General features: G+C 70.7%; 11 protein-coding genes. 7 read left to right on the top strand and 4 right to left on the bottom strand.

Annotated elements, in window-relative coordinates; all coding sequences use genetic code 11:
* Positions 1–15: 15 nt before the first annotated feature.
* Positions 16–2,061 (top strand): alpha-galactosidase, encoded by a 2,046-nt coding sequence (locus ACFCY7_RS05510; protein ID WP_376481574.1) that lies wholly within the window; start codon positions 16–18, stop codon positions 2,059–2,061.
* A gap of 951 nt (positions 2,062–3,012) precedes the next feature.
* On the opposite strand, the gene ACFCY7_RS05515 is transcribed toward ACFCY7_RS05510, so the two are convergent.
* From ACFCY7_RS05515 to ACFCY7_RS05525, 3 genes are all read right to left on the bottom strand, one after another.
* Positions 3,013–3,309 (bottom strand): DUF2188 domain-containing protein, encoded by a 297-nt coding sequence (locus ACFCY7_RS05515; RefSeq protein ID WP_376481549.1) that lies wholly within the window; start codon positions 3,307–3,309, stop codon positions 3,013–3,015.
* Between the two features lie 118 nt (positions 3,310–3,427).
* Positions 3,428–4,549, bottom strand: coding sequence for a glutamate--cysteine ligase (locus ACFCY7_RS05520; RefSeq protein WP_376481550.1), 1,122 nt, complete (start codon positions 4,547–4,549; stop codon positions 3,428–3,430).
* Between the two features lie 151 nt (positions 4,550–4,700).
* Complete coding sequence (locus ACFCY7_RS05525) at positions 4,701–4,874, bottom strand: CsbD family protein (RefSeq protein ID WP_376481552.1); 174 nt, start codon at positions 4,872–4,874, stop codon at positions 4,701–4,703.
* 547 nt (positions 4,875–5,421) lie between these two features.
* Here ACFCY7_RS05525 and ACFCY7_RS05530 point away from each other — a divergent pair.
* The 5 genes from ACFCY7_RS05530 to ACFCY7_RS05550 all read left to right on the top strand — a co-directional run bounded on the left by ACFCY7_RS05530 (position 5,422) and on the right by ACFCY7_RS05550 (position 8,016).
* Positions 5,422–6,081, top strand: coding sequence for a HemK2/MTQ2 family protein methyltransferase (locus tag ACFCY7_RS05530; RefSeq protein ID WP_376481554.1), 660 nt, complete (start codon positions 5,422–5,424; stop codon positions 6,079–6,081).
* A gap of 85 nt (positions 6,082–6,166) precedes the next feature.
* Positions 6,167–6,391: a CDGSH iron-sulfur domain-containing protein gene (locus ACFCY7_RS05535; RefSeq protein ID WP_376481576.1), complete on the top strand. Its 225-nt coding sequence runs from the start codon at positions 6,167–6,169 to the stop codon at positions 6,389–6,391.
* On the top strand, positions 6,388–7,434 hold the full coding sequence (locus ACFCY7_RS05540; protein WP_376481555.1) for an iron-containing redox enzyme family protein: 1,047 nt from the start codon (positions 6,388–6,390) through the stop codon (positions 7,432–7,434). The genes ACFCY7_RS05535 and ACFCY7_RS05540 overlap by 4 nt, the downstream gene beginning before the upstream one ends.
* On the top strand, positions 7,431–7,817 hold the full coding sequence (locus ACFCY7_RS05545; protein WP_376481556.1) for a flavin reductase family protein: 387 nt from the start codon (positions 7,431–7,433) through the stop codon (positions 7,815–7,817). The genes ACFCY7_RS05540 and ACFCY7_RS05545 overlap by 4 nt, the downstream gene beginning before the upstream one ends.
* A gap of 43 nt (positions 7,818–7,860) precedes the next feature.
* The gene (locus ACFCY7_RS05550; RefSeq protein WP_376481557.1) at positions 7,861–8,016 is read left to right on the top strand and encodes a DUF6131 family protein; all 156 of its coding nucleotides are present in this window, start codon (positions 7,861–7,863) and stop codon (positions 8,014–8,016) included.
* Between the two features lie 147 nt (positions 8,017–8,163).
* Here the strand turns inward: ACFCY7_RS05550 and ACFCY7_RS05555 are convergent, their stop codons facing one another.
* The gene (locus ACFCY7_RS05555; protein ID WP_376481559.1) at positions 8,164–9,786 is read right to left on the bottom strand and encodes a phospholipase D family protein; all 1,623 of its coding nucleotides are present in this window, start codon (positions 9,784–9,786) and stop codon (positions 8,164–8,166) included.
* A 247-nt stretch (positions 9,787–10,033) separates the two neighbouring features.
* On the opposite strand from ACFCY7_RS05555, the gene ACFCY7_RS05560 reads away from it, so the two are divergent.
* Positions 10,034–10,402 carry a low affinity iron permease family protein gene (locus tag ACFCY7_RS05560; RefSeq protein WP_376481561.1) on the top strand — a complete coding sequence of 123 codons (369 nt, stop codon included), beginning with the start codon at positions 10,034–10,036 and terminating at the stop codon, positions 10,400–10,402.
* Positions 10,403–10,878: the final 476 nt, after the last annotated feature.

The raw sequence follows: 10,878 nt of genomic DNA on the forward strand, positions 1-10,878 counted from the left end.
CGGACCCCGCACACCATGTACGCCGTACGCATCGGCGCCGACGGCAGCCCCCGACATCTGCACTGGGGGCCTGCCCTCGACACCGCAGAGCTCCAGGCGCTCCCCGACGCGGCCTCCCCCGCGGCCAGCAGCTTCGAAGCCGACGCCGCACCGGACGAACTGGCCCCCGAGACCGGAGCGCGCTTCGGGCCCGCGGGCCTCCAGGTCCGCTTCGCCGACGGCACGCGGGGCGCCCAGTGGCACTTCGCCGGCCATCACGTCGAAGGCGGCGAGCTGCGCCTTCGCCTCGCCGACCGCCACTACCCGCTGGCCGCCGAGCTCTGCTACCGGGTCCGCCCCGACGGCGACGTCATCGAACGCTGGACGGAACTCACCCACACCGGGACCGAGGACTCCGGTCCGATCACGGTCGACCGGTTCGACTCCGCCTCCTGGACAGCCCCCGCCCTCCCCGACTACCGGCTCAGCCACCTCGTCGGCGGCTGGAACAGCGAGTTCCAGCTGCACCGCGACCGGCTCCCGGCCGCCGAGACCGTCCTCACCAGCCGCCGCGGCCTCACCAGCCACCACGCCAACCCCTGGCTCGCCCTCGACGACGGCACCGCAGGCGAGGAAGACGGCGAGGTCTGGAGCACCGCCCTGGCCTGGAGCGGAAGCTGGCGCGTCACCGTGCACCGGGATCCGGTCGGCCGCACCACCTGGACCGGCGGCTTCGGCCACGAGGGGGTCGGCTGGACGCTCGGCCCGGGCGAGACCCTGCACACCCCGGTCTTCGCGGGCCTCTACACCGACAGCGGCTTCGGTGCCGCGAGTCGCGCCTGGCACACGTACCTCCGTGCCCATGTGCTCCCCTCCCCCGACCGCGACCGGCCCGTCCTCTACAACTCGTGGGAAGCCACCGGCTTCGATGTCGACCATCCCGGACAGCTGCACCTGGCGCGCCTCGCCGCCCGCCTGGGAGCGGAGCTGTTCGTCGTGGACGACGGATGGTTCGGCGCACGCACCAGCGACCTGGCCGGCCTCGGCGACTGGACACCCCGCCCCGCCGCCTTCCCCGACGGCCTGCGGCCGCTCGCCGACGAGGTGCACCGCCTGGGCATGGACTTCGGGCTGTGGGTCGAGCCGGAGATGGTCAACCGCGACAGCGACCTCTACCGCGCCCATCCGGACTGGGTCGTCCACACACCCACCCGGGAGCCCACCGAGCTCCGCAACCAGCTCATGCTGAACTTCGCTCGCCCCGAGGTCGAGGCGTGGGCGCTCCGGACCCTGGACCGACTGGTCCGCGGCAATGCCGTCGACTGGCTCAAGTGGGACGCCAACCGGGTCGTCACCGAAGCGGGTTGGCCGGGACACCCCGACCCCGACCGCCTGTGGATCGACCACACCCGCGCCGTGTACCGCATCATGGACCGCCTCCGAGCCGACCACCCCGGCCTGCGGATCGAGGCGTGCGCGGGCGGCGGCGGCCGGGTCGACCTCGGCATCCTCGCCCGCACCGACCAGGCCTGGACCTCCGACAACACCGACCCCGTCGACCGGATCGGCATCCAGCACGGCTTCAGCCAGCTCTTCCCCGCCCAGGCCATGGCCGCCTGGGTGACCGACAGCCCCAACGTCACCACCCGCCGCGCCACGCCCCTGCGCTTCCGCTTCCACGTGGCGATGGCCGGAGCGCTCGGCCTCGGCGGAGACCTCACCCACTGGTCCGAGGAGGAACTCGACGAGGCCTCGGCGCTCGTCGCCCGCTACAAGGAGATCCGCCCCCTCGTCCAGCACGGGCGACAGCACCGCCTCAGCGGCCCCGGCGGCGTGACGGGCGTGCACTACGCCTCCGAAGACGGCACCGAACACGCCGTCCTCGCCTGGCGCCCCACCACCCGCTTCGGCCACCCGCCGACGGCACTCGCCCTGCCGGCCCTGGACCCCTCGGCCCGATACCTGGACGTGGAGGAGGGCACCGCCCACAGCGGAGCCGTCCTGGCCCGGCGCGGCATCGACCCGGCCCTGCCCGAGGGCGACTACGCCAGCTCGGTGATCCGGCTTCGCCGGATGGCCTGAGCACCACAGGTGCACCGCTCCCACGAATACGAGGACACGCGCCACCACTTCCTGGCCAGGACCGTGCTGCGGGGCTGATCCGCCTGGGAGCATGCGCTGCGTGCCCGTGGGACTCCGACACGGGACCCACGAGGTGCGCGGTGCGGCCGTCTTCAACGAGCCAGCGCGCGTGGGCACCGGGCCACCACCGACGTCGAGGATCCTCACGGAGGGAGGTGGGAGATGTCGGCGCAACAGCTCCTGGGCGCGCTCCGGTTCGAGCATCCCCGTGGCCGCCGAATGAAGCCGCCCGGCCTCGTCGGACGACCGGTAGGCCAGAGCAGCCACAGAGGCGGCCGCCGCGAATTTCGCCACGTCGCTGTGTCCAGCGGCGGCGAGGCCGCGGGCGCCGGCGAATCAGCGGGATCGCGCACCAATCCCGGACCAGGACTGCCCGGTGTACCCGATGGCGCTGCGTCGCCCGACACTGGAGTCAGCAGCGGAACACTCGGCTCGCCGTGTCCGGCTACAGGATGGCCCTCGACGGGCGCCGAATGCAGTCCGAGCCGGCATGCCCCCCGAGCCCAGGCCCCATACGCCAGCTCTGCCGACGCCGCCTGCGCCTTCGCTGTCCCTCACGAAGATCCGGACCATACGCGGTCCAGTGCCCCGACAATGACGTGATAGACCATCATTCCCACTGGTCAGGGGGATGCTTACTCCGTACCACCAGCAGACGAAGAATCTGCTGGTGTCCTACGCGCGAATGACGCCGCCACCGCATCCAGGCCCCACCACGCACCGCGCCGGACGGGCCCTCGGGCGTGCTGCAGACCACCCGGTGATCACCTCGGGCGCGCCGCTCGCCGAGGTGACCCGCTTCAGGATGAATGGCGCCGCGCTCCAGTGGACGCCGCCACGGTCCGGCATGCCGCACGGTGGCGGCCAGGACAGGAAGCGCGCAGGGATGCCCTAGAAGAGGCCCCCGCGTTCCCCTGCCCTACGGCCACGTTCATCGGGGGATGCCGCGGGGGCGTCGCCGTAGGTGTAGGCGGTTCTGATGTGCCCGTCGCGGGCATGCACGACGACCTGTGCGGGGGTGTGCTCCTTGGCATGCCGGCGTGCGGAGTCGATCGCGTCTCCCTGGGTCCGGTGCGGCTCGTGCAGCAGCCGGCGGCCTTCCCTGCCCTCGACCTGCCACTTCACCCCCGCGGCGGCGGCCCGCTCGCCGGACGGTGCGACGTGGTAGACGGTCCGTTTCGCTGCCATGATCCTTCTCCTCGCCTTCCAGGCGGACGCCCGGCGCCGGAGCGTCGCCGCCCGCTACGAAGCCGGCTTCGTGGCCTGGGGCTTCCTCGCGCCCGCCTCCTCCGTCGGTTCTGGCATCTCAGGCTCGGGAGTCGCTCGTGATGCGCGCGCACTGGGTGACCACCGAGGCGAGGCTGCCATGCGTGCGCAGGAGCTCGCGCTGGATGCGAGCCCCATTGCCCCCTTCCAGCAGACCGGCGACGCCTTCGCGGACCCGTTCGTCGTCGCCGCTCTCGACCAAGGCGTCCCGAGCATGGGCGTACAGCGCCTGGACGACCTCCGCCGCCGACGCCTCCCTCATGGTTTCGGGATGGAGGAGGGGGCCGTCCACACCCGAACGGCCGGCCTGCCATGACGCCAGCCGCAACAGGTCCGTGCTGACGCGGGAGGGCGGATCTCCTTCGCGCCAAGCCTTGGCGGCGGTCTCGACGAGGGCGCGCACCAAGGCGGCGAGGAGTACGGGCGTCGACGCTTCGAGGCACACGTCCGCCACTCTGACTTCCACCGTGGGGTAGGTCGCGGACAGCCGGGCATCGAAGTAGATCATCGCCTCGTCTCGCAGGACTCCGGTGTCGAGCATGGCACGGACCTGCTCGTGGTAGCGATCGGCCGAGCCGAAGACGTGCATGGGGCCGGCCGAGGGCAGCCTGTTCCACACCCGGCTGCGATAACTCGCGTACCTGCTGTCCTGCCCCTGCCAGAAGGGCGAGTTCGCGCTCATCGCGGTCAGCACGGAGAGCCAGGGCCGGATCCTGTCCAGTACGGCGACACCTTCCTCGTCAGACTCGACCGAGACGTGGACGTGGCAGCCGCAGGTGAGTTGCTCCTGTGCGGTCAGGCCGAACTGTTCGCCCAGCCATGCGTATCGCTTGCCCGCGTTCAGCGAGGGCCGGGCGGGTAGCGGCGAGGTGGCGAGGGCCGCCACGACGGCGCCTGCGGACGCGGCGTGCCGACCGGCCTCGGCGCGGCACCGGGTGACTTCATCCGCGAGTTCGCCCATCTCCGTCACCGGTTTGGTGGCGAACTCCAGCTGCTCCTTCTGCAGTTCCTTCTCGAAGGCGTGTCCTGGCGCGCCATCACCGCGCGGCCGCTGCCCTGCGGACCGGTCCGCAGCCGCGAGGACAGCACCGGCCAGAGCGAGGGGCTCCCCACTGCGGGCATGCACGAGAAGCAGCTCTTCCTCCACGCCCACGCTTCTCATTCAGCCACCGCCGTTCGCCCCTCTCCACGAGCAGGAACATGCCGTCTCACATGGGCGCCTCCTCTGCGTTCGTGGGCGAACAGCTCTTCGCCGACCCACCATGCTCGGCACCCACCGCAGCTCCTCGACCACGACTCGCACCGCCGACGGGTCAGCCCTTGAAGACGTCCTTGATCTTCTCCTTGGCCTGGCGGGCGTTCCCCTTCGCCTTCTCGGTACGTCCCTCGGCGGTCAGGCGTTCGTTGCCCACCGCACGGCCCGCCGTCTCCTTGAGCTTGCCCTTGGCCTGCTCGGCCTTGGCCCGACCCTTCTCCTTGCCCGACATGATCGACCACTTCCCTAACAAATTAGGACTACCCGTACATATTAGTTCTGACTGGGCACGCCTATCGAGGAACCCGAGGAAGCGCCGTTCCGCACCACCACCGCCGTGCCGAATGAGAGACCCAACGCGGCGAGCCGGGCGATGCCGAACGCCGTCGTGGTCCGCCACACCTGACCGGATAGAGCGAACAACCGCTCGATTTCCACCCTGGCCACCTGGCAACCCCCGCGAGAAGTCGAAGCCGCCCTGCGTCCACCGTCCGCGGCCCGCCAACGCCCCGACAGGTGATGCGGACGCACCGAGCAAGCGGACGACGTAGCTCCGCGCAACAATGGAGCAGTGTCCTGACACGAAGGAGTCCCCTCCCGTATGTCGGCGGCCGAGCAAGGCAGGCGACCCCGTTCCCTCCGAGTCGCAGGAAACGGCGGACGCCGGTGAGGGGTCGCGATCCCGGACACTCGTTCCCTCGTCATCGACGACGTTTCCCAGCCCGACGGCCCCAGAGATCCGGAGGTTCATGGTGCCCACTACGGCTCTGAGCTTCGGCATGCCTCCCAGACGGCTCATCGCCCTGCCTGGCGTCTATCGCCCGCAGGCCGACACCTGGCTCCTCGCGGAGGCTCTCTCCCACGAACGGATGGACGCTGACACCTACGTGCTGGACATCGGCACCGGAACAGGTGCTCTCGCCCTGTCCGCAGCGCGTACCGGGGCCCGAGTCGAAGCGGTCGACGTCTCGTGGCCCGCGGTCATCGCGGCCGGCCTGAACGCCTTCCGGCAGGGACTGCCACTGAGAGTGATGCACGGCGATTTCGCGACCCGTACCCAGGGCCGACGCTTCGACGTCGTCCTCACCAACCCGCCCTACGTTCCCTCGGCGCGACCCCGGCCGCCGCCGCACGGGGCGACCCGCGCCTGGGACGCCGGCCCCGACGGGCGGAGAGTCATCGACCGCGTCTGCGCGTGTGCGCCGGCCTTGCTGCGACCCGGCGGGGTCCTGCTGATGGTGCACTCCGGGATGTGCGGTCCACCGGCCACCGTGGCCCGTCTGGAAGCGGGCGGGCTGGCCGCCGAGGTGACGGCGCGCGCCTCGGTCCCGTGGGGTCCGGTACTGCGTGCGCGGCGGACCTGGCTGCGGAGGCAGGGCCTGGCGGGCGACGGCGACGAGCGCGAGGAACTGGTGATCATCCGTGCCGCGCACCCCTGACGGTGTGGCGCCGTGCGCCATCACCGCGGCGGCCGTCGAAGCACCCTCCGCCACGGCCCCGTCGGCCACCTCCGCGACCGCCCCGATCCCCTCACCTCCTGCCCGCCGGATCGCCATCGACCCGCAGGGCCCGATCCTGATCGAGGGCCCGGTGGAAATCGTGCTGGCCGACGGGACCCTCGCCCGATCCGATCGGTTCATGGTCGCGGTCTGCATGTGCCGCCGCAGCCGTGCGTATCCCTGGTGCGACACCAGCCACCGATCCCGCGAGCGAGCCGTCGCGCCCACCGAGGACGGGAGACCCCGATGACCCCTCCCAGCCCGAGCGCCCCGGAAACCACCACCGGCCCCCGCCTCGCCGCCGCGCGGGGCGACCTGTCGAGCGCCGTGGAGAGAGCCTTGCGGACCGACCGGCCACCCGCGTACACCGAGGCCAGCATCCGAAGAGCGGACCCTTGGGGAGAAGACCTCCAGCTCGCGCTGTACCTGCTGTACGAACTCCACTACCGGGGCTTCGAGGGCGTCGACGACGATCGCGAATGGGACCCGGACCTGCTCCGTCTGCGGCAGGAGTCGGAATCCCTGTTCCTCGACGCGCTGCGCGCCACACTCACCGGTGGGCCCCGATCCGTCGAGGATGCCTTCGCCCCGCTGCTCGTCGAACAGGTGAATCCGGCCGACAGCGTCACCCACTACCTGGAAACCGAGGGCGAGCTGTGGCAGTTGCGCGAGTACGCCGCCCTGCGCTCCCTCTACCACCTCAAGGAGGCGGACCCGCACGCCTGGGTCATCCCGAGGCTGACCGGCCGAGCCAAGGCCGCGATGGTGGCCGTCGAGTACGACGAGTTCGGCGCCGGTCACCCCGAGCGCATTCACGCGCAGCTCTTCGCGGACCTCATGACCGACCTCGACCTGGATCCGACCTACGGCCACTACCTGGACCACGCCCCCGCCCCGCTGCTCGCCACGGTCAACCTGATGTCCCTCTTCGGACTCCACCGGGCCCTGCGCGGAGCCCTGGTCGGCCACTTCGCCTGTGTCGAGGTCACCTCACCTCCCGGCTCCCGAAGGCTCGCCGAGGCCGTGCGGCGCTGCGGCGCGGGGCCGGCCGCCGAGCACTTCTACGCAGAGCACGCCGAAGCGGACGCCGTCCACGAACAGGTCGTACGTCGTGAGGTCATCGGAGGTCTCCTCGCCGACGAACCCGCACTGGAGCCGGACATCGCCTTCGGGTGCGCGGCCACCGTCCTGCTGGAGGACGAACTGGGTGCCCACCTGCACGAAGCCTGGAGGTCGGGGCGCTCAGCGCTCCGCAGTCCCCTGCTGCCTACGGAGCCGAGGAGCCGAACGTGACCGGCCTCGACGGCTTCACCGACGTGCTCGACCACCCGATGTACGCCGTCACGGCGGCAGCACACGGCGAGCAGGGCTGCTGCCTGGTGGGCTTCGCGTCACCATGCTCGATCGAGCCGCCCCGTTTCATGGTGTGGATCTCCACCGCCAACCGCACCTACCGCACCGCACACCACGCCTCCCACCTCGCCGTACACGCCCTGCGCCGCGACCAGAAACAGGTCGCCGAGCTGTTCGGCGGGCGGACCGGCGACGACATCGACGAGTTCGGCAGGGTGGCCTGGCGGCCGGGAGAAGCTCTCACCAGGACACCCGTCCTGAGATCACGGTGCCGGACAGTCCCCGGCCGAAGCTCCGGTCCCGGAAGCCACGAGCGGAAGTGACGCCTACGCTGGGAGGGAATCTTCAGCGGAATCGGAGGACACCATGATTGTCCTCGGCATCATCTTGCTCGTGATCGGCCTCGTGGCCGGCATCAGTATTCTCTGGACCATCGGGATCATCCTCGTGGTCATCGGCGCCATCCTCTGGATCCTCGGCGCGGTCGGTCGCGAGGTCGGCGGACGCCGGCACTACTGGTAGACAGCCTGCTGCGCCCTTGGCACGGTCACGGACCGCCTCGCCCGCTTCCCGGGCCTTGCCCTCCATCTGGTCCGTCTTGCCTTCCGGCTCCAGGCGCTTGTGCCCGTCGCCTTTCCGGCGGCTTCCTTCGGCTTGCCCTTCACTCGTTCAGAACGTGTTGCGGCGCCGCAGCCCCAGCGGACGACCGTCCGGATCGACCAGGACGTGGTGCAGGGGGGTCGACAGCGCCCTCTGCGCTCCGGAGAGGTCCGGGGCTGTGTACCGGCGCAGACGGCCCGCCGGCCGTGGACCACGGCGGCCGCCTTCGTGCCATGCGTCGAGCGCGGCGGCAGCCTCCTCGAAGGCGCCGAAGGCGGTCGCCGGGTCACACAGCGCGTCCGGGTCCGCCGCCTGCTGCCCTTCGGCCCCCTGCACGTCGAGGTGCTCGCGCATGAGCCCCAGACGCAGCTCCCGGGCGAAGACGCGGGCACCGTCGCCCAACCCTCCGGGGTCGCGTGGCTGCCGAGAGTCCGGGCACTCGTCGACGACGGCGCAGCTGAGTTCGGAGTCGTGGGTCCACGAGCGGAGGTTGATGTTGTCGGAGCCCACGGAGGCCCACACGTCATCGATCACGCACACCTTGGCGTGCACGTACACGGGGGTCCCTGCATGGTTCTCGAGTCCGTACAACGCGACCCGGTCGCCGCCCGCGCGACGCAGCTCGTCCAGGGCGGTGACCCGGCCGACCAGGTTCATGGGCCGGGTGAGCCGGCCGTCCTGCTCCGGGACCGTGGGGATGACTCCGATCATCAGCAGTCCGGGGTTCCTGGACAGTGCCTGCGCGAAGCAGGCCACGACCTTCGGCGACCACAGGTACTGGTCCTCGACGTAGACCAGCGCCCGGGCCCGGCGCAGCGCCTTGAGATACCCCCGTGCGATGCTCCGCTCCCCGTCGGGTGCGAAGGGGTACCCGAGCAGCAGTCGGTTCGGATACGTGCGCAGCACCTGCACGGTGTGCGTGCCGCACGGAACCGGATCGGCGACCTGCGGCGGCAGGATGTCCGCGTCGGTGTCCTCCCGGTGCATCAGCGCGCGTAGGCGGGTGACCGGACTGCGGCTGAGCGGGGCGGGGTCCTGCCATCGTTCGCGGAACACGGCTTCGACATCCCCGACGACCGGGCCGCGAAGGGCGAGCTGGACGTCGTGCCACGGTGGGTGCGGACCGTAGGCGGAGGCCATGGGCAGAGACTGGCGGTCGCCGCGGTGGATGTCATCGTCGTTGCGGTTGCGGCAGAGATCGATCCCTCCGACGTACGCCACGTCCAACTCCGGGCGGCCGGGGTGACGCAGCACCACCATCTTCTGGTGGTGCGAGCCTCCGGGCCGCACCCGCATGTCGAGCAGGCACTCGCCGCCCGCCTCCTCGATCTCCTTGCCGAATCGGCGGTTCTCCTCCTGGCTGAACCGGAGACCGTCCAGGTGGGAACGCCAGAGCAGCCCCTTGACGACGACGTGACGCCTCGCCGCCCGGCACAGGACCGTGCCGATCTCGGTGCCCTGCCCGGCGAGCCGCTCCTCGGGATCGCCGCGCCAGTCGGTGAACAGAAGCAGGTCGCCCGAGCGCATCACTCGGATCGCCGCCAGGAGTTCGCTGAAGTACGCGGCGCCGTGAACCAGGGCGTGTGCCTGATTCCCGTCGGACCATGCCTTCGCGTCCGGGCGACGCCTGTCCAGGCCCGTCGCCGTGTTGCCGCGTTCACCGGGGACCAGGAGCCACTCTGCGCGCGTCACGTCGGCCTCCAAGGCGCTCCTGCCACCTTCTGCGGCAGACGGGATGCCCCATCCCGTTCGGCTGTCCCGAGTCTCGTCGGCACCCTCACCCTTCAGCCTCCCACTCCAGGGCGGCCTACGGCTCAAGCTGCCGGGCAGTGTGCGCGCGGTAGCGGACCGGAGCGGATCACCCGTGCGGCAGACCGGGCACGCACTGCGGGCGCACTGGCAGGATGCGGTCCACGTCCTCCTGCGGTACTCACGGAGTATGACCCTGCAGCACCCTTCGGAACGAGGAAGCAAAGGGCGAGGCCCGTTCGAACGCCTCGCGGAGCGAGCGTCGAACCTGACGAGCTCCCCTCTGTTCTTCTCGTTCTGCCTGCTGCTCGTCGGAGCCTTCATCGGGGTCCATGCCGCGGGTTTGTCACTGAGCTGGCAGCTTCTTGTCGGGGACACCATGGTGTCGGTGACCCTGCTGCTGTTGGCCCTCCTCAAGAACGCCGAGCGGCGGGCAGACCGTGCTGTCCAGCGCAAGCTCGACGCGATTGCGCTGGCACTGTTGGAGGAACACCGACGTACTACTGGCGAGGTATTCGACTCTCTCGAGGAGGCCATCGGTTTGGAGGAGGATTCCTGAACCACGCCGTGACATCGTCCGCGCCCCGGCATCGACTGGGCACGCACGAGCAGGCCGATAGGTTCGGACGAAAGCCTGTGCCGGCCGGAACGAGCGCGACCACCATGCCTTGTCGCTGCGTTCGCACCGGCAGAAGGGAACGCAGGGTGGTAAGCAGGGCCGCGGGCAGTCACCGGCCTGGCGGCGTCGGCGCCAATGCCCCTTGGCGGCCCGAGGGCCTCGTCCGGACCACCGACCTTGCGAGGACCCCGATCAAGATCCGGCAGGGATACAAAAAGGACGTCTGACCTTGGATTTTTCCAGGCAGGCGCCCACTGCTTCGTCTCGTTCGACGCCGGCCCGCGGCCGTCCGACTCCCCGGGCCTTGGAGCAACCCTCGGGCCCACGACCGGACGTCGATCCCGCATGGGCGTCCGGTCAGCCGCTACCCAGCACGAACAGGAAGGGCCCCACCCCGGGGCGAACCGGGGTGGGGC

The organism is Streptomyces sp. NPDC056361, from assembly GCF_042262805.1.
In the GTDB taxonomy this organism is placed as follows: domain Bacteria; phylum Actinomycetota; class Actinomycetes; order Streptomycetales; family Streptomycetaceae; genus Streptomyces.

What these genes read in the sequence shown, in the direction of transcription:
- ACFCY7_RS05510 (WP_376481574.1), top strand. Translation starts at nt 16, where the DNA reads ATGTACGCCGTACGCATCGGCGCCGACGGCAGCCCCCGACATCTGCAC.
- ACFCY7_RS05515 (WP_376481549.1), bottom strand. Translation starts at nt 3,309, where the DNA reads ATGGCAGCGAAACGGACCGTCTACCACGTCGCACCGTCCGGCGAGCGG.
- ACFCY7_RS05520 (WP_376481550.1), bottom strand. Translation starts at nt 4,549, where the DNA reads ATGAGAAGCGTGGGCGTGGAGGAAGAGCTGCTTCTCGTGCATGCCCGC.
- ACFCY7_RS05525 (WP_376481552.1), bottom strand. Translation starts at nt 4,874, where the DNA reads ATGTCGGGCAAGGAGAAGGGTCGGGCCAAGGCCGAGCAGGCCAAGGGC.
- ACFCY7_RS05530 (WP_376481554.1), top strand. Translation starts at nt 5,422, where the DNA reads ATGCCTCCCAGACGGCTCATCGCCCTGCCTGGCGTCTATCGCCCGCAG.
- ACFCY7_RS05540 (WP_376481555.1), top strand. Translation starts at nt 6,388, where the DNA reads ATGACCCCTCCCAGCCCGAGCGCCCCGGAAACCACCACCGGCCCCCGC.
- ACFCY7_RS05550 (WP_376481557.1), top strand. Translation starts at nt 7,861, where the DNA reads ATGATTGTCCTCGGCATCATCTTGCTCGTGATCGGCCTCGTGGCCGGC.
- ACFCY7_RS05560 (WP_376481561.1), top strand. Translation starts at nt 10,034, where the DNA reads ATGACCCTGCAGCACCCTTCGGAACGAGGAAGCAAAGGGCGAGGCCCG.